Consider the following 21,486-nt stretch of genomic DNA (forward strand, 5'->3'; position numbering starts at 1 on the left):
CCTCGGTGCCTGCCCGCTTTCTGCAGATCTCGGACGTCGCGGAGACATTGAACATCTCTGCGCGAGCCGTGTACGGCCTGATCAGTTCAGGGGATCTACCGGCGATCAAGGTGGGCAAGTCGTGGCGTATCGAAGCCGATCAACTCGAGGCCTACATCCAACGGGCGTACGCCGACACCCGCTCGAAGGTCGAGTCGGGCACCGTGACCGAGTGATCAGCCGATCCGCCGGATGACCGCGATCGCCGCCCATGGCAGAACCCGGCGGCCGGTCACCGCGCCGCCTCGGCGCACCGCATCCGCTGGGTGCAGCACCACCTCGACGTGGTCACTTCCGACGAAGTCGATCGTGCCCACCCACACCGATCCGGCCGTGTCGTGGACAGCCACCGCTGAACGGTCTCGGGAGATTCCGCGCAGGGCGACACCGAGCCCGAACCGACGGGTCACCGAAGGCGCCTGATCACTGCGGCGGCCCAGTCCGCCGATGCTGACGATCGCCGTCGCCGGAACGATCGCACTCGAACGGCCCGGCTCCTCGACGACCACCCAGTCGCGGCCCAGGTCGGTGAGTTCTCCCTCGACCGGACCGGCCACCGTCGACAGGACGATCTTCGTGCCGACCCCCGCTGCCACCCGGTCGAACCACGAGACCTGAGCCCGCTCATGGCGGGTGCGATCGGGTACCTGGGCCAGTACTTCCTGGCGTTCGCGCTGCGCGAACTGTGCTTCGAGGTCATCGAACAAGTGGTCCCACCGCATGCCGGGAGAGTACCCGCGCAGAACTTTACTCACTTCTTACTTTTGCAGACTGTTGATGACGTTTTACTACGTTTACTGTCATCTCATGATCGATGAGTCCACCCGCAGGAGAGCACGAGCTCTCGCACTCCTGCTCGCCGCTGTCGCAGCTTCCGCGTCGTCCTGGTGCGTGCTGACACTCCTGAAGCAGGGTCGCGAACCGTTCGTGTCCTTCGATTCCCTGTGGTCGACCGCGCTGTTGACCGCGCTGGCCATCACGTGCGCGTGGGCAGGCGCCGTCGCGCTCGTGGCGCGGACCGAGATCGCCCGTCCGCGGATGCGCGTCGACGGCGCCACCCGCCTCGTTGCCACGGCGCTCATCGCGATCGCCGGCTGGACGGTGTCCTTCTCAGGAGTACCGGCGTCGGCATCACCGATGGGCCCGGACGCAGTGGCCACGGCACCGGCAACTGCGTTGTCCACGAACGGTTCTCCTTTTCCGACCCCCGACTTCCGGACGGCTCCGAGTGCAATGTCCGACGACCCGGCACCGGACCCCGGGTGGCTGCCGACCGCACCGAAGGCGGTCGACCCGGCCGACCGGAGCGCGCTCGTAATGCCCGGTGCCGCGAACGATCACTCGGTCGTCGTGCACCGGGGCGACACACTCTGGGCGATCGTCGGACGAGCTCTCGGCCCTGACGCGTCCGCCGCGCAGATCGCGCGGGCTGTTCCTGCCTGGCACGAGGCCAACCGAACGGTCATCGGCGACAACCCGGACCTACTGCTCGCGGGCCAGATCCTTCACCCGCCCACTGATACCGATTTCACTGCCAGACAAGGGAGTTCCCGATGAGCGCCGCACCCGTCCACGTACCCACGCCGGTCCACTCCCGTCCGGCGCCGAGCCTGCTGCCGGCTGCTCGACCGCGCCGCCATCTGCAGTCGGTCTCGTTGGACCAGTCATCGCTCGCCGTCGATTTCCGGTCGGGACGGCACGACGTCGAGTTCGGTCCGCAGCACTCCAGTACCAGTGACCTGCCCGACCCGACGGCGTGGGGTACGCGGCTGGTGCACGGCCTGCTCGAGGTGATGAGCGGGGTCCGTCCACCGTCGCAGATCGAGCGCTGTCTGACTCTCGAACTGCGCGAACGGGTCCGCCGTGCGTACGCGACCGCGGTTCGTCGCGGCGCACGACCGGGACGCCCTAGTCGCGTACTACGCGTGCGCGTGTGTGATGCCGTTGACGGAATCGCCGAGGTGAGTGCGGTCGTCTACGACCGCGGTCGTGTCCGCGCTGTCGCGATGCGGCTCAGCGGATGCGACGGACGCTGGTTGCTCACCGAGCTCGAAATGGGTTGACGTGCAACGAAAGACGAAGGCGGCCGACCAGAGGGACGGCCGCCTTCATCGTGCAGGTCACTTCTGGGAAGAGGCCTTCGCCTTCTTCGCCCTGCGCGCGTTGGCACGGCGCTGCGCACGCGGCAACTGGCTGTCGTCCTCGTCATCGAGAACACGACCGTCGTCCGTGATCTCGTGCTGGTGCGCCTGGCCGTCCTCGCCCGGTGCGGTCAGCGTGAGCTTCTCGTTGGTCTTCTCCGGCAGGGATGCCTGCACCTCGTCCGGGTCGACCTCGACGTGGAAGAGGTTCTGAATGGCCTCCTCCTTGATCCCGTCGTTCATCGCGGAGTAGAGCTGGTAACCCTCTCGCTGGTACTCGACCAACGGGTCACGCTGGGCGAACTGGCGCAGGCCGATGCCCTCCTTGAGGTAGTCCATCTCGTAGAGGTGCTCGCGCCACTTGCGGTCCAGAACCGACAGCATGACGCGGCGTTCGACCTCACGAGCCACATCGGCGCCCCAAGCCTTCTCGCGGGTGTCGTAGGCGTGGTGGACATCGGAGCGGATTTCCTGCACGAGGATGTCGCGGTTCAAACCGGCTCGGCCGCCGACCTCGTCCTCGATCTCCTCGATCGTGATCGAGACCGGGTAGAGGTCGCGCAACGCCGACCACAGTTCGTCGAGGTCCCAGTCGTCGGAGAAGCCCTGCGCGGTCGCTCCGTCGACATACGCGTCCACCACGTCGTTGATGAAGTGACGCACCTGGGGCTCGAGGTCCTCGCCCTCGAGGATGCGGCGGCGCTCCTTGTACAAGGTCTCGCACTGCCGGTTCAGCACGTCGTCGTACTTCAGGACGTTCTTGCGGATCTCGAAGTTCTGCGCCTCGACGCTGGTCTGCGCCGACTGGATCGAGCGGCTGACCATCTTGGACTCGATCGGGACCTCGTCCTCGATCTTCGCGGTCTGCATGAAGCGGTCGACCATGCTCGCGTTGAACAAGCGCATGAGGTCGTCCTGCAACGACAGGTAGAAGCGACTCTCGCCCGGATCGCCCTGGCGGCCGGCGCGACCACGCAGCTGGTTGTCGATACGGCGCGACTCGTGGCGCTCGGTGCCGAGCACGTACAGGCCTCCGAGTTCGAGCACCTCCTCGTGCTGCTGCTCGACCGCCTTCTCCGCCTTCGCGAGCGCCTCGTCCCAGGCAGCCTCGTACTCCTCGGGCGTCTGCTCCGGGTCGAGACCCTTGCGCTTCAGCGCGGCGACAGCGATGTGCTCGGGGTTACCGCCGAGCATGATGTCGGTGCCTCGACCGGCCATGTTCGTCGCGACCGTGACGGCGCCCTTGCGGCCGGCCTGCGCGATGATCTGGGCTTCCTGCTCGTGGAACTTTGCGTTGAGGACCTCGTGCGGAACTCCCTTGCGCCGCAACTGTTCCGAGAGGTACTCCGACTTCACGACGCTCGTCGTACCGACCAGGACCGGCTGTCCCTCGCGGTGGCGGTCAACGATGTCGTCGACGACGGCGCGGAACTTCGCCTCTTCGGTGCGGTAGATCAAGTCGGCCTGATCTTTACGGACCATCGGCTTGTTGGTGGGGATGGTCACGACGCCCAGCTTGTAGATCTGGTGCAACTCGGCGGCCTCGGTCTGGGCCGTACCGGTCATGCCGGCGAGCTTGTCGTACATGCGGAAGTAGTTCTGCAGGGTGATCGTGGCCATGGTGTGGTTCTCGTTCTGGATCTCCACCTCCTCCTTGGCCTCGATCGCCTGGTGCATGCCCTCGTTGTAGCGACGGCCGGAGAGCATGCGTCCGGTGTGCTCGTCGACGATGAGGATCTCCCCGTCCTTGACGACGTAGTCCTTGTCCTTCTTGAACAGTTCCTTGGCCTTGATGGCGTTGTTCAGGTAACCGATCAGCGGGGTGTTCTCGGCCTGGTAGAGGTTGTCGATACCGAGGAGGTCCTCGACCTTCTCGATACCCGACTCCATGATGCCGACGGACTTCTTCTTCTCGTCGATCTCGTAGTCGCCGTCGCCCGGCTTGTTCTCGCCGGCCTTCTTCGGCGCACAGGTGAGGTGCTCGACGATCTTGGCGAACTCGGTGTACCAGCGGGTGGCCTCGTCGGCCGGACCGCTGATGATCAACGGGGTGCGCGCCTCGTCGATGAGGATCGAGTCGACCTCGTCGACGATCGCGAAGTTGTGGCCGCGCTGCACCAGTTCGGTGGAACTCCACGCCATGTTGTCGCGCAGGTAGTCGAAGCCGAACTCGTTGTTCGTGCCGTAGGTGATGTCCTTGTTGTACTCGGCGCGACGTTGGTCAGGCGTCATCGAGGACAGGATGCACCCGGTCTCGATGCCGAGGAAGCGGTGCACGCGTCCCATCAGCTCGGACTGGTACTCGGCCAGGTAGTCGTTGGTCGTGATGACGTGGACACCCTTGCCGGACAACGCGTTGAGGTAGCTCGGCAGGGTCGCCACGAGGGTCTTGCCCTCACCGGTGCGCATCTCGGCGACGTTGCCGAGGTGCAGCGCGGCGCCACCCATCAGCTGGACGTCGAAGTGACGCTTGCCCAGCGTGCGGACGCTCGCCTCGCGAACGGCGGCGAACGCTTCCGGCAACAGGTCATCGAGCGTCTCGCCGTCAGCCAGGCGCTCCTTGAACTTGTCGGTCTCTGCTCGCAACTCCGCGTCGGTCATCGCTTTGAAGTCGTCCTCAAGCAGGTTCACCTGCGCCGCGAGACCCTGCAGCTTCTTCAGCGTGCGGCCTTCACCGGCCCGCAGGACCTTCTCGACTACCTTCGGCACTGTTGCTCCTCGTTCGTGTACAGACCCACCAAGACTAATGGGCGACACAATGACGATTCGGTGGCGTCCGATCCTCGCCTGTTGCACCAACGGGCGAAGTTAATCGGAGGATCCCATCGCCGCGTTCTGATTGGCTCGTTACATGGTCAATTTCCCGGCGGACGTCCCGACGCTCTCCGACGACGTCGTGACGCTGCGAGCGCACCACCCCGGCGACGCCGACCGGATCATCGAATTCGCGAACGACGAGCGCTCGCGGCGGTTCATCCCGCTCCCCGATCCCTACGGACCGCAGCAGGCGCAGGAGTTCCTCGACTCGGTCGCGATCAACTGGGCTGCCGATCCGGTGCACCCGGTGTGGGCGATCGAGGTGGACGGGCAGTTCGCCGGCGGGATCAACCTGCACCCTCGGGGCTCGCGGACGTGGGAGGTCGGTTACTCGATGCACCCTGAACTGCGCGGGCGCGGGGTGATGACCCGCGCCGTCCGGTTGGTGGTCGATCACGCGTTCGGCGATCTGGACGCGTTGGCCGTCACCTGGCGCTGCGGCGCCGGCAACTTCGCGTCCTGGCGCGCGGTCTGGGCGGCGGGTTTCGCCTTCGACGGCGTCTGGCGCCGCATGCACCGTGGGTCGTTCGGTGACTCGGACAACCTCTGGTTGGGCTCGCTCACTCGCGCCGAATGGGGGTTGTCGCTCGGGCGGGAGCACCGTGCAGCACATCCGTGGTGGGAGGCGAAGCTGCTGCGCGGCGAGCGCGTGGTGCTGCGTCCGTACCGGGATCACGAGGGGTTGTCGGACGGCCCGGACGAGATCGCGCAGCGCTTCAACGCCGACATGCAGCCGCGAGCCGGCGACTTTCCGCGATGGCTGCGAGACCGGCGTCGGCGGATGGCGATCGGCGACGGTGTCTTCTGGTGCATCGCCGATGCAGCGACCGATGAACTCCTCGGCCACATCCAGGTCACCCGCCTCGACGTCGACTTCATCCGCGGCACGGGGTGGGTCGGCTATTGGCTGCTCCCGTCGGCTCGAGGACGCGGAGTGCTGGCCGAGGCTCTCGACCTGCTCATCCCGCATGCCTTCGCCGATCGGACGGATTCTGCCGGCGTCGACGGTGGGTTGGGTCTGCACCGTCTGTACGCCGGCACGGACGAGGACCACCGTGCCTCGCAGCGTGCGCTGCGACGGGCCGGCTTCACCGAGTGCGCCACCGAGCGGGCTGCGCTGGCCCACGACGACCGACCGCATTCCGGCGCGATCAGCTTCGAACTCCTGGCGTCCGACGATCGCGCGACCGGGCGCATTGCACCGTTCTCGATCCCCACGCTTCGCACCGAGCGGTTCGTGCTGCGTGAGTGGACGTACGCCGACACTCCGCGTCCGGAGCATGTCACCGACCCCGACGCCCGGCGATTCATGGCGAATGAACTTCCGACCGAGCAGACCTTCCCCGACTTCATGCGTCGCCACCGTCTCGGGCTGGACCGGCGCACGTCGCTCAACTGGTGCATTGAGGACGCCAACAGCGGCGAACCGCTCGGCAACGTCGGGTTGTTCGACATCGGAGCGGGCACCACCGGCAACGCCGAGGTCGGTTACTGGCTGTGGCAGAGCGCGCGTGGACGACGGGTCATCGCGCAGGTACTACCTGCCGTCCTCGACCACGGCTTCGACGAACTGGGTCTCACCCGCATCCATGCCGCCACCGACTTGGACAACATCGCCTCGCAGAAGATCCTGCTGACGGCGGGCTTTCGTCAGTGGGGCGCCGATCATCAGGCCTACACGAACGCGGACGGGTCGGTGACCGACGGCGCGTACTTCGAACTGCTTGCCACCGAGCGCCATCGCACGGTCGACGAGCGCCTGCCGCACCCGGTCCGAACCGATGATGTGCGGCTGCGTCCGCTGCAGCCGTCCGATCTCGACCGCGCGCACGAGGCGTCCGTCGATCCGTCCTGGGTGCTGTGGCTGGACGGGTCCGCCGACCGCACCCTGCAGCAGACGCGCGAGTGGCTCAGCCGAGAACGTCAGGTCACCGCCGACCGGCAGCGGTGGGCGATCTGCGCACCGGACGGCGATGAGTTCCTCGGCTGTGTCACGGTCCAGAACATCGATCAGCGCACCCGGTCGGGCGAGCTCGGTTACTGGGTGCACCCGGACGCGCGCGGTCGCGGCCTGGCCGTCGCAGCGGTGAATGCTGCTGCAAGATATGCCTATTCACCCGAAGGTCTCGCGCTGAGACGGCTCTCGATCAATGTGGCCGAAGGTAACGAACCGTCGATCGCAGTGGCGCGGCGGACGGGCTTCCGGCAGACCGGACGAGACAGCCTGACCGAGCCGCTGGGCGACGGCCGCGTCGTCGACCGCCTGCGCTTCGAACGCCTGGCCCTGACTGACCGAGTGGCCGGGCTATGAACAAGCGGCCGGGCTATAGGGCGGCCACCGGTTCATAGCCCGGCCACTCGGTGAGTCAGACGGGGTCGGGGATGGTGGGCTCGAGTTCGGGGACGGGCTCGCCGAGCTTGACCAGCACCACACCACCGAGGATCAGAATGCCGCCTGCCAACTGGAGGAGCCCGGGCTGCTGGCCGAGCAGGATCGCACCGAACATCAGCGAGAACAGCACCTCCATCAACGCGAAGAACGAGGCCACCCGGGAGCCCAGCGCCCGGGCAGCAGCGATACCGGTCGCATACGCGAGCGCAGCAGTCACCAGGCCGAGCACGAGCAGCACGATCCACCACGGGACGTCGCCGACGCTGAAGTCGACGGTGCCGGTCGCCGTTGCGTAAGGCACGACTCCGGTCGCGCAGGCGAGGCCCATCGCGAGAGCACCGACCCACAGCCCGGCACCAGCCAGAACCAGCGGCGGCAGGTGCGTCTCCTGAGCAGACAGGATGAAGTAGACCGCCGCACCACACGTCGCCAGCAACGCCCAGGTCATCCCTGCCACGTCGACGCTCGCGCCCGACAGCAGGTCGAGAACCAGCCCGAGCCCGACGATCGCGACCACCGCCCCCACAACGGTTGTGCGGGAGGGACGCTGACCGTGCCGCACCCACAGGAACGCCACCACCGCGATCGGCGCGGCGTACTCGACCAGCAATGCCATTGCGACCGGCATGGTCTGCACCGCATTGAAGTAGAACAACTGCGTGCCGGCGACCGCGACCAAGCCGTAGGCGACGACAAGTCGAGCGTCCTGGCGCAGCAGATGCCACCGTCCACGAAGGGCGAGCGCGGTCGGGATGCTGAGTGCCAGCGAAGCGACCAGGATCCGGTAGAACACGGCGGCACCGGGTGTCCAGCCGAGCTCGATGAGGCCGCGTCCGAGCGCTCCCGAACCACCGAACGACAGCGCCGACAGGAGGGCGAACATCAACCCACGCGAGTTCTTCACGGTTGGGGCGACGTGCGTGTCGTCATGAGTCAAGGTGGTCATGACTCATGACAGTAGGACGGCGGGATGTAAGGTGTCAACATGCGCTTTGCTCATGACACCGAGCCTGCCCTGCGTGCCGCCGTACGCTTGGTCAATTCGGCATCGGAGCCGGATACCATGACTGAACTCGAACAACTGCACGAGTTCTACCGCAGCGAGGGGTACACCGGACAGGCCCCACGAACGCGGGCAGACCTGGATGCCGTCCGCGCGCTGCGTCCGCGATTACGCGCGATCCTCACCGCCGATCGGGACAGCGCGGCCCACCTGGTCAATGACGCGCTCGCGCAGGTGCAGACGCAGCCCCGCCTGGTGCGCCACGACGACCTGGACTGGCACCTGCACGTCGTGGCCGACGACCGCCCCCTGGATGTGCGCATCCTGGTCGAGACGGCCATGGCGATGATCGACTTCATCCGCGCCGACGAGCTGTCGCGACTGTCCGTGTGTGAGGCGGACGATTGCGACGGCGTCGTGCTCGACCTGACCCGCAACCGGTCGAAGATCTTCTGCTCCCCCAGTTGCAGCAACGCCGCGGCCGTTGCCGCCTACCGCGAGCGGCAGCGACGGAACGACTGACCGAGGATCAGTCGGTCGGCATCGCAAGATCGGTGAGCTCGAGCCAGTCGGCCATCGATCGCAGATTGCGCATCAACGCTTTCGCGGCGGTCGGTGAAGCTTCCGGTTCCCAGGAAATGCGTTGTGCCAGAAGCACGCTCGACTTGCGATCGGCCTTGAGGTCGACGCGGCCGACGAGTTCGCCGCGGTGCAGGAACGGCAGCACGTAGTAGCCGTGCACCCGATCAGCGGCCGGCGTGTAGATCTCGATGCGGTAATGGAAATCGAACAGGTCGTGCGTGCGTTCGCGCTGCCAGACCAGCGAATCGAACGGACTCAGCAGAGCCTCGGCTTCGGTCCGCCGCGGACGAGCCGCATCGACGTACAGAAATGCCGGACGCTTCCAACCGCGCACCTCGACCGGGCGCAACTCGCCCGTACGCACCAGTTCCGCGATGGCGGGGCGGGCCTGTTCGGTCTTGAGCCGGAAGTAGTCGCGCAGGCACAGTTCGCTGCCGATGCCGTGGGACCGCGCAGCGATGCGGACGAGTTCGATGAAGGACTCCTGCTCGGCCGGCCTCGCCTCAGGCCCGGCGGCCGCGCGTGCTGCCGGCGGGAAGGCCGTTTCGATTGCCGCGTACCGACGCTCGAACTGGGTCGTGCGTCCGGCGCTGGTGATCCGGCCCGCCCAGAACAGATGCTCGAGTGCGTTCTTGACCAAGCTCCAGTTCCAGCCCCACTGATCCTTGCTGCGCGGCACATCGTGCTTGAGGCGAGCCTCCACCTGACGCGCGGTGAGCGGCCCGAAGCGCAGCACCTCGGTCTCGACCGCAGCAACCACCTCAGGATGCTCGTGGGCCACACTCTGCATCCCACGCCAGGCCTCCGACTCGGCACGCCGCATCCGGAACGTGAGGTGCGGCCAGGTGGTCGGCGGGATCAAGGATGCCTCGTGAGCCCAGTACTCCACGAGCCGTCGTGGCGCGGTGTCGCGAGCACGATCGAGCAATGAGGTGTCGTAGGGCCCGAGACGGGAGAACAGCGGGAGGTACTGACTGCGCGCCAGCACGTTGACGCTGTCGATCTGGATGATGCCGACCCGGTCGATCACTCGCTGCACGTGCCTCATCGAAGCCGCGAAAGCTTCCGGGCGTCGGTCGTGAAAACCCTGCGCGGCCAACGCAATTCGTCGCGCCTGCGCTTTGGTGAGCGTCTCGGTGACAGCCGTGAGGTCTGGTTGGTCGGTCATCGGTTCGAGCCTAGACCGCGTCACCGACAACAACCCGTAGCCCGGTACGCGGGAGCGGCGGACCCGCCAGGGATCCGCCGCCCGTCGCTCGACTTGTCAGGCGCTCTGCTCCGTCTGCTCCTGAATGTCCAGGGTGATCATTCCGTACGACCAACCGCGCCGCCGGTAGACGACGGTGGGCTTGTCGGAGTCGACGTCGTGGAAGAAGAAGAAGTCGTGTCCGACGGCTTCCATGGCGCTGAGCGCGTTGTCGACCGTCATCGGAGACGTACTGTGCACCTTCTCGCGCAACTCGACCGGGCAGTCTGCGTCACCGCCGAGCTTCGCGATCGACTCGGGCACCGGTGGCTCCTGCTCGGCCCCACCCTGTGCGGGCGACAGGTCGAGGTCTGCGAGCGGTGCAGTGGCGTCGTGCACAGACTTGGGTGCCTTGCGTCCGCCGCGATGCACCCTGCGCTTGTCGTGCTGCCGGCGCAATCGCTCCCCGAGTCGGGTGGTCGCCAGGTCGAGCGCTGCGTAGGTGTCATCGGCACTGGCCTCGGCGCGAATCACGGCCCGCTTGCCGAAGCAGGTGATCTCCACGCGCTCGGCTTCCTTGGCCTGGCGTGGGTTGGCTTCGTGGGAAACTACGACCTCACAACGGGTGACCCGCGGGTCGAGCTGGTTGACCTTCGCCAGCTTCTCCTCGATGTGGCGCTGAAAACGCTCGGGCACGGACGTGTGACGTCCGGTGACGGTGATCTCCATGGAATCTCCTCGTGTTCTACAAGAGTGTCGTGCGGACTTCAGCGTCCTGATCTCCTGATGAACCACCTGCCTTTCCGGTGGCGACACAAGGCCGGCTGCGAACTGAGATTTCGCAAGGCCTCTCCATGACCCAACGCTATGCCACCGCGGGCGCCGCGTCCACAGATCGACGCACCCATCGCGCACCGTCCGCCAGTCGGTCACGACGGTGAGACAGAGCGCTGCAGTGGGAACCAAACGAACACGAAGAACGATGAGGTCCAACGGTTTTCGCCTGGTCGACCGTCAGCACGGCACGCATCGTCAGCGTCGACGCAGCACGGCAGCAGCGGCAGTCAGGGCCACGACGTCGTCCGCTCCGGCGACGCGCAAGGCGCGACTTGCCTCCGTCAAGGTCGCGCCCGAGGTGATGACATCGTCCAGGAGCAGGCAAAGTCGTCCTTGGACGTCGGTGGCGCGCATCGAACCCGACAGATTGCGGGCCCGCTGCGTCACCCCGAGACCTGCCTGGTCGCGCACGGCTCGACCGAAGCGCAGTGCGCCTGGCGGGGCCACCTGCATCGAGGACCCTTCGAGGGCTCGACGAACGAGGTCCCGCAGCGGCAGTCGACCCCGCAACCGCACCGACGCGGCTGTCGACGGCGCACACACGACGACCAGGCGACCGGTGTGCAAGGCACGCTCCAGCGCAGGCTTCTGGTCGAAGACTCCCTCCACGGCAGCCCGCACCGCCGCAGCCAACGGTGGCAGCAGATCGACTCGGTCGTCGTCCTTGAACGCGGGAAGCATGCGCGTGACCGCACCCTCGTAGACGAGGTGGGCCCAGCACGGCGGACTACCCGGCAGCGGGCGCTCGACCCAACCGAATGCGGGCTGAGCCAGACGCCGTTCGAAACCCACCCGACACGGCTCGCACAGGCGCTGGTGGCGCAGACCGCATCCACCACACGCCTGCGGCGCGGCGAGTTCCCCCAATCGCTCCAGACCGAAGGCGGCATGGCGGAGAGCTCGGGTGATTCGCTGCACGGTGGCCAGCCAACCCGATGCACGCGTGCCGTCGGAGCGACGAGCAAGCGTTGTGGACGACACGCCGAGCAACTGTCGGCGTGTGGAAAGTCAGCTTCCCGGTGCCACCACGTCGAGGACGCCGGGGACGCGCCGCCAGCCACCGCCAACCCGCTCCTGCACGCCCGGATCGCCTGTGACGACGAACAGTTCGCCGGTGCCGCGGCCCGTTCCCACGATGTGTACGGCACCCGGTACGGCGCCCATCGGGTTCACGAACCCGCTCAGTGGCACCTCGATGATCTGCTGACCGTCGTCCGGTCGCATTCGCCCGATGACGGCAAGGGTGACGTCGTTGGCCCACGCGACATCGCTGACATCGCTGACGGCTTGCCCGACCTCGATCGGTTCGGTCAACGCCGTGGCCTGGCCGTTGGCATCCCGGATCACGAACGCGAGCAGCAACTTGGTGACGCCCCTCGGCGTCCGGGTCAGGACTGCCACCCGTTGGCCGTCGCGTGAGGACTTCAGTGACAGCACCTGCGCGTCGCGCAACCAGGGAACCGACACCGCCTGAGCCCGCGTCGTCGCGACGAAGTTCGTGGTGTCCATGACCCAGACGGCGGCGCCGCTGGAGACTTCGCGGTCGGGACCTGCATTCGACAACGACAGGCCGGCGAGCCAGAGTTCGTCGAGTGAGTTGAAGCTCGGGCGCGTCAACTGTCGTCCGAACGCCGGAACCTGGTAGGCCTGGCCACCACTGACCCAACGTCCGAGCAGTTTGCGATCGCCGCTGATCCCCGCGACCTGTCCGCCGTCGGCATCGGCCGCCAGCATGTACCAGTTGCGGTTCAATGTCGGCAGAGTTGGTCGCGCTCGACCACGTGGCTGCGCCGCGCCGGCGTCGGCACGCCATTGCAGCGTCTGCCCCGACCGCGTGATCACTCCGTTGTCCTTGGTCGCCGGCACGGTGAACCCTACGTCCGTCGGCGTGACCGGCATGTCCGGAAGATCAGGAGTGTCCAGACGCGAACCACCGACGGTGATCGCCACCCGGTGGATCCTGGGCACCTGGTTCAAGGTCGCCATCATCGCCGCCCACAGCGCATTTCGAGTGGCGGAGTCAGCGGTGCGGACGCCCTCGGTCAGGTCGACGGTCGCGACTCCGTCCTGATCGATCGGGACGGCGTCGACCGCGAGGCGCGTACCGCCCGGCACCTGGTTGAGGTCGGGCGTCGTGCCCTGCGCCCGTGCCAGCCATTCCGGCGCGCCGCGCAGCACGGCGCGGGCGAGGGCTGCAGCGAGTCCGGTGCGAGGGAACCACTGCTGGTCGGGCACGAGGGTGCGGGTGCGGCGCTCGGCCAGGTAGACGGTGTAGGGCGTGTACATCCGGTCCCGGAAGTCACGCATCGACAGGTACGGTCCGAAGTCGGCCGGCAGTTGCGAGATGCGCCATTGTCCGTCGACCTGTTTGAGGCCGATGTCGACGGTGCGGTGGCTGGGCACCGCCAACTGACGAAGGTGTCCGCCGGCGTCGAGTTCGGCCCACTGCGTCGCGGTGAGCGAGACGCGGCCCGGGGTCACCTGGGTGACCGCGAAGTCGCGTTCACCCTGGTTGATCGCGACACGCCCGCCGGGCGCCCAGCCGCGGCTGGCGTCCGTGGTGAGGAATTGCCGTGCGACGGCGAAGTCCTCGTCGACGCTGCCGTTGGCGCGCAGGAACCCCTTCACCGTCTCGACCGGATCGGCGTTGCTGCGCGGTCCGTAGAACTCGACATTGGCCGGGGGTGCACTCGGTGCGTCGGAGATCGGTCGACGAGCCTCGACATCGCTGGACGTCGGAAGGCCGGCACATGCTGCCAGCACGAAGGCGACAACGGCGACCAGGATCGAACGAAGGACACGGCTCATGTCTGGCTCCCGGAATTCGTGCCCAGGGTGAGTGAGTTGCCGGCCGGCATGACCCGTCCGACCTGGGAGTCGTCGGGCGCCAGAGGCAGCGGCGAGCGACCGATCGGTTGACCCGGCCGACGCGGAAGGGTGAGTCGGAAACAACTGCCTTCACCGGGCGAACCCCACGCCTGCAACCAGCCCTCGTGCAGTCGGGCGTCCTCGAGCGAAATCGACAGGCCGAGGCCGGTACCTCCGGTGGTACGTGCACGCGCCGGGTCCGCGCGCCAGAAACGGTTGAACACCCGGACAGCGTCACCGGGTTCGAGCCCGACACCATGGTCGCGCACGGTCACTGCCACGGCACCGGAGTTGGAACCGATGTCGATCTCGATCGGCTTGCGCTCACCGTGCTCGATCGCGTTGGTGACCAAGTTACGCAGAATGCGCTCGATGCGTCGGTGGTCCATCGGGACGACGACGCCGCGCTTGCCGAGAACGGTGATCTCGGTGCCGTTGCGTTCGGCGAGAATCTGGACGGAGTCGACGACGCGATCCACCAGGTCACGCATGTCGCCCGGCCCGAGGGTGAGGGCAGCCGCCCCGGCGTCGAACCTGCTGATCTCGAGCAGATCGGACAACAGTGCCTCGAATCGGTCGAGTTCGGCGCTGAGGAGTTCGGCCGAGCGGGACAGCGGCTGGCTGAAGTCGGCGCGGTGCGCGTGAATCATGTCGACGGCCATGCGGATCGTGGTGAGCGGCGTGCGCAACTCGTGCGAGACGTCCGAGGTGAACCGTTGCTGCAGTGAGGACAGATCCTCCAGCTGCCGGATCTGCCGTTGCAGGCTGTCTGCCATCGCATTGAACGAGGTCGCGAGGCGGGCCAGGTCGTCCTCGCCGGACACCTGCATGCGTTCGTTGAGCGCACCTGCGGTGAGCCGTTCGGCGACGTGCGCGGCCGACCGCACCGGCGTCACCACCATGCGCGTCACCAGGTAGGCGAGAGCGGCGAGCAGGGCGAGCAGGGCGACACCGCCGGCGGCGAAACTGCCCTTGACGATGTTCAGCGTCGTGACCTCGTCGTCCATCGGGAAGATGAAGAACAGGTCGTACGGGCCGGCGTTCGGCACCGACACCCGCGAACCGATCAGCACCGCCGGCACCGAATCCCCGTCCGGTTGCGGGACGGTGATGATCTGCACCTGTTGGTGATCGGGGTCGTCCTTCAACGCCGTCCGGATCGCTTCAGGGATCATCTCCGGACTCGCCTGCGCGGAGGAGACTTTCGGGATCGGCTGCGCGGTGTTGTCGGCCGCCTGCATGAAGACGACCCGGCGGGACAGGTCGTCCCCGGGCGAACTGACCTGCTGAACCATGTCGCTGGCGAGCTGCCGCAACGAGCTGAGGTCGGTGTTCGGGGTACTGGCGAAGATCTCCTGCGCGTCGGCGCGGCGGCTCTGGCTCTCGGCCTCGGCGGACGATGTCCGCGACTCCACCAGGTCCGTCGCGATCCGGTGGTACATGTAGGAACCGAGCACCAGCGTCACGATCGCGCCGGCGAGCGCGGTCGTGGTGACCACGCGGGTGTGCAAAGAACGACGCCAGGAGTGTCGGACGCTGCGCGCGGTGGCGAGCAGAGCCGCGCCGAGCGCGGCGAACCACCGGCGAGCAGCGGACTGCTGCGCGTGCGGCTCGCCGAGGTCAGGCACTCGGTCCGGCCTTATAGCCGACTCCTCGCACGGTCAGGACGATCTCGGGGTGCTCGGGGTCGCGCTCGACCTTGGAGCGCAGACGCTGCACGTGCACGTTGACCAGTCGGGTGTCGCCGGCGTGTCGGTAACCCCAGACCTGCTCCAGCAAGACCTCCCGGGTGAAGACCTGCCACGGCTTTCGCGCGAGCGCCACCAGCAGGTCGAACTCCAACGGGGTCAGCGAGATCTGCGCGCCGTCGCGGACGACGGAGTGACCGGCGACGTCGATCGTGAGGTCGCCGAGGCGCAGCTGCTCCACCTCGGGTTCGTCGCCACGGCGCAGCCGAGCACGGACGCGGGCGACCAGTTCCTGTGGCTTGAATGGCTTGTTGACGTAGTCGTCGGCGCCGGCCTCGAGTCCAGCGACCACGTCGGTGGTGTCGGTGCGGGCGGTCAGCATCACGATCGGTACGTGCGACTCGGCACGGATCTGTCGGCAGACCTCGACGCCGTCGGTACCGGGCAGCATCACGTCGAGCAGAACGATGTCGGGCTTGGCATCGCGGAACGCCGCCAATGCGCCGGACCCCGTCGAGCAGTGGGCGACCTGCATCCCTTCCCCGCGCAGGATGATGCCGAGCATCTCCCCGAGCGACGGGTCGTCGTCCACCACAAGCACTCGGGCACTCATTCAGATCCAGCCTTTCTCGCGTTCACCTCGAATTATCTTCACACAGCAGGCAAACGGATCCGCAACGAGAATGCGCGTGAGTTCGTGCCCTTCGCCAGGCCTGGCGAAGGTCACGAACTCACGCCGATTTCAGATGCTCCCGGATCAGTACCGGTAGTGCTCGGGCTTGTAGGGGCCCGCCACGTCGACGCCGAGGTACTCGGCCTGGTTCTTGGTCAGCTCGGTGAGCTCGACACCCAGGGCGGCGAGGTGCGCACGGGCGACCTTCTCGTCCAGGTGCTTGGGCAGCGTGGTGACCGTGGGCTTGCCGTCCTCGTCGACGTACTCCTCGGACTTCTCGAACAGCTCGATCTGGGCGATCGTCTGGTTCGCGAACGAGTTGGACATCACGAAGCTCGGGTGACCGGTGGCGTTGCCGAGGTTCATCAGGCGTCCCTCGGACAGCACGATGATCGAGTTGCCGTCCTGCTTGGTCCACTCGTGGACCTGCGGCTTGATCTCGGTCTTGGTGATGCCGGGAAGCTTGGCAAGGCCGGCCATGTCGATCTCGTTGTCGAAGTGACCGATGTTGGAGACGATCGCCTTGTTCTTCATCTTCGACATGTGCTCGGAGGTGATGACGTCGTAGCAACCGGTCGTGGTGACGAAGATGTCGCCGTACTCGGCGGCGTCGTCCATTTTGGCGACCTGGAAGCCCTCCATCGCGGCCTGCAGCGCACAGATCGGGTCGACCTCGGTGACGACGACACGTGCACCCTGACCGGCCAGCGCTGCGGCGCATCCCTTGCCCACGTCACCGTATCCCGCGACGACGGCGGTCTTGCCGGCGATGAGGACGTCGGTCGCACGGTTGAGGCCGTCGACCACCGAGTGACGGCAGCCGTACTTGTTGTCGAATTTGGACTTGGTGACCGAGTCGTTGACGTTGATCGCCGGGAAGAGCAGTTCGCCGGACTTAGCGAGCTCGTACAGGCGGTGGACGCCGGTGGTGGTCTCCTCGGTGACGCCCTTGATGCCGGCGGCGATCTTGGTCCACTTCTGCGGGTCTTCGGTCATCGTCTTGCGGACGAGGTCCTTGAACACCGAGAACTCCTCGGAGTCGTCCTCGGTGGTGGGCGGCACCTGACCGGCGGCCTCCCATTCCTTGCCCTTGTGGACGAGCATCGTGGCGTCGCCACCGTCGTCCAGGATCATGTTCGGGCCCTCGCCGCCCGGCCACGTCAGGATCTCGTTGGTGCACTCCCAGTACTCCGGCAGCGACTCGCCCTTCCAGGCGAACACCGGAACACCCTGCGGGTTGTCGACACTGCCGTTCGGCCCGACCACGGCGGCCGCGGCGGCCTCGTCCTGTGTGGAGTAGATGTTGCAGGAGGCCCAGCGAACTTCGGCGCCGAGCGCGGTGAGGGTCTCGATGAGCACACCGGTCTGAACGGTCATATGCAGCGAACCGGCGATCTTCGCCCCCTTGAGCGGCTTGGAATCGCCGAACTCTTCCCGCAACGCCATCAGGCCGGGCATCTCGTGCTCGGCGAGGCGGAACTGGTGACGGCCGGCCTCGGCGAGGCTGAGGTCCTTAACCTTGTAGTCGAAGGACATGAGTGTCCTGTTCTCCTTCTGCCGCGTGGACGCGGCTTTGACTGCAGTAGCGGACGCTGGCATCGCCCATCTGAGCTTCTCGGGTCATCACCCATGCCGGCTCCCGCGAGGATACCGGCGCCCGCCGACCATCGCGAAAGTCCGCGCAATCCTCCGCCCGCGTACAGCCCATCGGGGCCCGCGACGGTGCGTTAATGAGTGTCCGAGCACCTCGCAATTCATCGTGGCAAAGGAGCAGCAGATGTCGGATCAGCAATCGGAGCGTGACGGCCGCACCACCCAGGACTCGGCGGTGGATGGTTCGTGGCAGGACGCCCAGCACCGCAACGACCACGGTGCGACGGGATCCGACCCGACAGACACCGGTGCCGACAACAGTGGACAGGGCGAACCCGGTTCTGCCGCGGCGGATTCGGACTCCGAATCGGACAGATCGGGTGACGGGCGTTCGGACGAACTGACCGAGGGCAGGCCCACCGTTGCCGACGAGGCCGGTCTCGACCCGGACAACGACGGTGAGGTCGACTCCCCCACCCCGGCGGCGGCCACGTCCGGTGCCGCCCCGACCGACGACGGCGCTCAGGACGAGGACAAGCCGTTGGAGGCAGTCCATCCGGAAGACCGCGATCAGCAGGGGCCTGACGAAGCCACCCGCGAGCAGCGGGCCCAGCAGATGCCCGACGAGCTCAAGATCGACATCGACGAGGACAAGCTCAAGGCATGGGACGACGTCCGCGGCAGTTACGGCGTGAAGGACGAGAACGCTGCCGAGCGTCCGATCATGACCGGCGAAGGCAACCCCGAGCCGGCGCGTGAAGTGCAGGACGGTGACGACGCCGGCAGTGACCGACGCGACGACCGTGCTGACGACCGTGCTGACGACGCGTCCTCGGACGGCGGGTCGGAGCAGCCCCGCGACGAGCACGAGCACGACGACCGCAGCTCGGAGGAACCGACCGACGGTCAGACCACCTGATCGCATTTGCATCGCGAACGAAGAGCCCACCGGATTGTGTCGGTGGGCTCTTCGTCGCGCTACGACGTCACTCGGACGACGTCACGGACGCGCGGTGGTACTCGCTCGGCAGGCCACGCTTGACGTCGCCGCGGTACCGGCGGTCGCGCAATTCGGCGACGTAGAGCTCGTACTCGGGTGCGTCGACCTGCTTCGCGTGGGCGAGCTCCGCCTCGATGTCGTAGGGCACCCGCACGAACTGCACACCGAACGGCGCCGGCTCCTCGCCGTCCAGCACGCCTTCGAGAATGACGTAGACGGGGATGTTGTCGTCGAGCGCGTTGCCGACGCTGCCGGCGTTGATCAGCGTCAGCCCGAACTCGGTCTCCAGGAAGGAGTCGTGCGTGTCGCCGTACGCCACGACGGTCGGAGTGGGGCCGTCGCCGGTGGCCGGGGTGTTCTGGAACATGCCGAAGAACTCGCCGGCGTCGTGGTCGAACCGCACCCGGTTGTGCACGCTGGTCGCCGACGCGTGGAAGAGCCGGATGCGCCGGCCGCTCATCGTGAAGTCGTGACTGAACGGCAGGGCACGCAACCACTCCCCCTGCCCGGGACCGAGTTCGTCGCGCCACCACCGCAGCGCGGGATTGTCTGCAGCGCTGCCGAACTCCTCCAGGGCGGGCAGGAAGTCGTCCCAGTTGCCGAGGATGTTGACCTCGCACCGCTGCCGACACAGCTCGATCACCTCGCGGCCGCGGTGGCCCTTGCCGACGTAGTCGCCGAGGTTGTAGATGCGGTCGATTCCGCGTGCGTCGATGTCGGCCAACACCGCCTCGAGCGCCGTGAGATTGCCGTGCACGTCCGAGATCAGCGCGATGCGTTCCATGCCCGCCACGATAGGCCGCGGGCCTGACGGTCAGGGCTTGCGCCAAACCGATACGTGGCTCTCGCTGTCGGTGGTGAACGGAGCTTTCGACCAGTCGGCGTACCTCGCTTCGATCTCAAGGCCGGCGAGCTGTGCCATCAGGTCGCATTCTGCGGGCCAGATGTAGCGGAAGTTGCTCGCGCCGTAGCGCACCGATCCGTCGTCGCCGCGGGTGTAGTGGTGCGAGGTGCCCTGCTGCGTGGTCATGTCGTAGGTGTCGAAGCCGACGTGGTGCTCGCCCATGTGGAACGGCACGGCTGCCTGGCCCGGCGGGAAGCGGCGGATCCCCGGCACCCACAGCTCGATGACGAAGCGACCGCCCGGCTTGAGATGGCGCGCCGCGTTGCGGAAGCACTCAACCTGCTCCGACTGGGTGCGCAGGTTCCCGATGCTGTTCCACACCAGGTAGACGAGGTCGAACGCGCCGGGACGAGTCGCGGTCGCCATGTCACCGATGGAGACCGGAAGGTCGGCGTCCTTCGAACGGAGCTGCTCGACCATCGGCTCCGACAGCTCGATCCCCGCGACGTGGACTCCTCTGTCAGCCAACGGAATCGCGACACGTCCGGTGCCGATGGCGAACTCCAGCGCCGAGCCACCGTCGGCCAGCGCGGCCAGGAAGTCGACGGCCGGATCGAGCACTTCGGGCTCGAACATGAACGCCGACGATTCGTCATAACGGAGCGCCGCCTCGCTGTCCCACAGATCGCTGCTTGTCATGCGGCAATTCTGCTGGGCTTCCCCGACGGGCACTACCGATTTTCGCCACCGGCCAGGCCCGGCGTCGCCGGCTCAATCAAGCCGAAGGTGGGGCCGCCGGATCAGTTGCCGTGCGGCTCCGGGTCGGCCTTGTCGAGGTCGACGCCGTCCGCCTCGCCGTCACGACCTTCGCCATGACCCTCAGCATGACCCTCGGCATGGCGTTCTCCGTGGTCCTTGTGGAAGAACTTCAGCACGATCGCGGTGATGATGCCGCCGACCACAAGGCCGACCAGAGCGGACGCGAGCGTGTTCGCGAACCAGCCGAGTACTCCGCCGAGAGCACCGGTGGAGTCCTTCACCCACTGCTCGAAGTGGTGCACCTGGCCGTAAGGCCAATGCCAACCGATGTCGTCGAGCGCGATCAGCAGGATGTGCCCACCGACCCAGATCATCGCGGCGATGCCGACGACCGACAGCACCGACAGCACCTTCGGCATGGCCTTGACCAGCGCGTTGCCGAACTTGCGCGCGCCGCTGGATTCCTTCTTCGCCATGGCCAGGCCGACGTCGTCCATCTTCACGATGAGACCGACGACGCCGTAGACGACCACGGTGATGAAGATCGCGACGACGATCAGGATCGCCAGGCGGGACAGGAACGGCTCATCGGCGACCTCCTTCAGCGAGATCACCATGATCTCGCTGGACAGGATGAAGTCGGTGCGGATGGCGCCGGAGGCGATCTCGTCCTCGGACTTGCCCTCGTTGCTGTCTTCTTCGTGCTTGCCGGTGAGCGCCTCGTACAGCTTCTCCGCACCTTCGAACGCCAGGTAGGCGCCACCGACCATCAGCACGGGCATGATGATCCAGGGCAGGAACTGCGAGGCGAGCATGATGGCCGGCAGGATGAACAGCAGCTTGTTGCGCAGCGAACCGATCGCGATCTTCTTGATGATCGGCAATTCGCGCTTGGGGTCGATGCCCGTGACATAGCGCGGGGTCACCGCGGTGTCGTCGACCACCACGCCGGCGGCCTTCGCGCTGGCCCGTCCGGCCGCGAGGCTCACATCGTCAACGGACGCGGCGGCAGCGCGAGCAAGGGTCGCGATGTCGTCGAGAAGTGCAGCAAGTCCTCCGGCCAT

At 66.8% G+C, this 21,486-nt stretch carries 19 protein-coding genes; 6 read left to right on the forward strand and 13 right to left on the reverse strand.

The genetic code is table 11. The features are described 5' to 3' along the window. Positions 1-5: 5 nt before the first annotated feature. Positions 6-215 (forward strand): helix-turn-helix domain-containing protein, encoded by a 210-nt coding sequence (locus FB459_RS14555; RefSeq protein WP_129625757.1) that lies wholly within the window; start codon positions 6-8, stop codon positions 213-215. On the opposite strand, the gene FB459_RS14560 is transcribed toward FB459_RS14555, so the two are convergent. Next, positions 216-761 carry a hypothetical protein gene (locus tag FB459_RS14560; protein WP_129625758.1) on the reverse strand — a complete coding sequence of 182 codons (546 nt, stop codon included), beginning with the start codon at positions 759-761 and terminating at the stop codon, positions 216-218. An 85-nt stretch (positions 762-846) separates the two neighbouring features. Here FB459_RS14560 and FB459_RS14565 point away from each other — a divergent pair, with 85 nt between their 5' ends. Together FB459_RS14565 and FB459_RS14570 are read left to right on the forward strand one after the other, a co-directional pair. Beyond that, a complete protein-coding gene (locus FB459_RS14565; protein ID WP_141929009.1) occupies positions 847-1,596 on the forward strand; it encodes a LysM peptidoglycan-binding domain-containing protein in 750 nt (249 codons plus the stop codon). Then, positions 1,593-2,102: an Rv3235 family protein gene (locus tag FB459_RS14570; protein WP_129625760.1), complete on the forward strand. Its 510-nt coding sequence runs from the start codon at positions 1,593-1,595 to the stop codon at positions 2,100-2,102. The genes FB459_RS14565 and FB459_RS14570 overlap by 4 nt, the downstream gene beginning before the upstream one ends. 57 nt (positions 2,103-2,159) lie before the next feature. Here the strand turns inward: FB459_RS14570 and secA are convergent, their stop codons facing one another. Then, on the reverse strand, positions 2,160-4,889 hold the full coding sequence (gene secA / locus FB459_RS14575; RefSeq protein ID WP_141929010.1) for a preprotein translocase subunit SecA: 2,730 nt from the start codon (positions 4,887-4,889) through the stop codon (positions 2,160-2,162). 142 nt (positions 4,890-5,031) lie between these two features. Between secA and FB459_RS14580 the strand changes: the two genes are divergently transcribed. After that, positions 5,032-7,308: a GNAT family N-acetyltransferase gene (locus FB459_RS14580; RefSeq protein WP_141929011.1), complete on the forward strand. Its 2,277-nt coding sequence runs from the start codon at positions 5,032-5,034 to the stop codon at positions 7,306-7,308. A 55-nt stretch (positions 7,309-7,363) separates the two neighbouring features. Here the strand turns inward: FB459_RS14580 and FB459_RS14585 are convergent, their stop codons facing one another. Further along, positions 7,364-8,335 (reverse strand): EamA family transporter, encoded by a 972-nt coding sequence (locus FB459_RS14585; protein WP_141929012.1) that lies wholly within the window; start codon positions 8,333-8,335, stop codon positions 7,364-7,366. A gap of 39 nt (positions 8,336-8,374) precedes the next feature. Between FB459_RS14585 and FB459_RS14590 the strand changes: the two genes are divergently transcribed. After that, positions 8,375-8,914, forward strand: a complete 540-nt coding sequence (locus FB459_RS14590) for a CGNR zinc finger domain-containing protein (RefSeq protein ID WP_141929013.1) — start codon at positions 8,375-8,377, stop codon at positions 8,912-8,914. 7 nt (positions 8,915-8,921) lie between these two features. Here FB459_RS14590 and FB459_RS14595 read toward each other — a convergent pair whose 3' ends face one another. The 7 genes from FB459_RS14595 to ahcY all read right to left on the reverse strand — a co-directional run bounded on the left by FB459_RS14595 (position 8,922) and on the right by ahcY (position 17,762). Then, complete coding sequence (locus tag FB459_RS14595) at positions 8,922-10,142, reverse strand: winged helix-turn-helix domain-containing protein (RefSeq protein ID WP_129625765.1); 1,221 nt, start codon at positions 10,140-10,142, stop codon at positions 8,922-8,924. Positions 10,143-10,238: 96 nt separating this feature from the next. Next, complete coding sequence (gene hpf, locus FB459_RS14600; protein ID WP_129625766.1) at positions 10,239-10,889, reverse strand: ribosome hibernation-promoting factor, HPF/YfiA family; 651 nt, start codon at positions 10,887-10,889, stop codon at positions 10,239-10,241. 303 nt (positions 10,890-11,192) lie between these two features. Next, a complete protein-coding gene (locus tag FB459_RS14605; protein ID WP_129625767.1) occupies positions 11,193-11,978 on the reverse strand; it encodes a ComF family protein in 786 nt (261 codons plus the stop codon). Between the two features lie 27 nt (positions 11,979-12,005). Then, positions 12,006-13,805, reverse strand: coding sequence for an LpqB family beta-propeller domain-containing protein (locus FB459_RS14610; RefSeq protein ID WP_129625768.1), 1,800 nt, complete (start codon positions 13,803-13,805; stop codon positions 12,006-12,008). Continuing rightward, entirely contained in the window at positions 13,802-15,493 is a 1,692-nt protein-coding gene (gene mtrB / locus FB459_RS14615) for an MtrAB system histidine kinase MtrB (RefSeq protein WP_129625769.1), read from the reverse strand. The genes FB459_RS14610 and mtrB overlap by 4 nt, the downstream gene beginning before the upstream one ends. Beyond that, entirely contained in the window at positions 15,486-16,166 is a 681-nt protein-coding gene (gene mtrA / locus FB459_RS14620) for an MtrAB system response regulator MtrA (RefSeq protein ID WP_129625770.1), read from the reverse strand. The genes mtrB and mtrA overlap by 8 nt, the downstream gene beginning before the upstream one ends. Before the next feature lie 144 nt (positions 16,167-16,310). Beyond that, positions 16,311-17,762: an adenosylhomocysteinase gene (ahcY, locus tag FB459_RS14625; RefSeq protein WP_239701368.1), complete on the reverse strand. Its 1,452-nt coding sequence runs from the start codon at positions 17,760-17,762 to the stop codon at positions 16,311-16,313. A 241-nt stretch (positions 17,763-18,003) separates the two neighbouring features. Here ahcY and FB459_RS14630 point away from each other — a divergent pair, with 241 nt between their 5' ends. Then, entirely contained in the window at positions 18,004-18,738 is a 735-nt protein-coding gene (locus tag FB459_RS14630; RefSeq protein ID WP_141929014.1) for a hypothetical protein, read from the forward strand. A gap of 67 nt (positions 18,739-18,805) precedes the next feature. Here FB459_RS14630 and FB459_RS14635 read toward each other — a convergent pair whose 3' ends face one another. The 3 genes from FB459_RS14635 to FB459_RS14645 form a co-directional block, all read right to left on the reverse strand. Continuing rightward, positions 18,806-19,603, reverse strand: a complete 798-nt coding sequence (locus tag FB459_RS14635) for a metallophosphoesterase family protein (RefSeq protein ID WP_141929015.1) — start codon at positions 19,601-19,603, stop codon at positions 18,806-18,808. A 30-nt stretch (positions 19,604-19,633) separates the two neighbouring features. Then, positions 19,634-20,362: a class I SAM-dependent DNA methyltransferase gene (locus tag FB459_RS14640; RefSeq protein ID WP_141929016.1), complete on the reverse strand. Its 729-nt coding sequence runs from the start codon at positions 20,360-20,362 to the stop codon at positions 19,634-19,636. A gap of 101 nt (positions 20,363-20,463) precedes the next feature. Continuing rightward, entirely contained in the window at positions 20,464-21,486 is a 1,023-nt protein-coding gene (locus FB459_RS14645; protein ID WP_141929017.1) for a DUF808 domain-containing protein, read from the reverse strand.

Source organism: Yimella lutea (assembly GCF_006715095.1).
In the GTDB taxonomy this organism is placed as follows: Bacteria; Actinomycetota; Actinomycetes; order Actinomycetales; family Dermatophilaceae; genus Yimella; species Yimella lutea.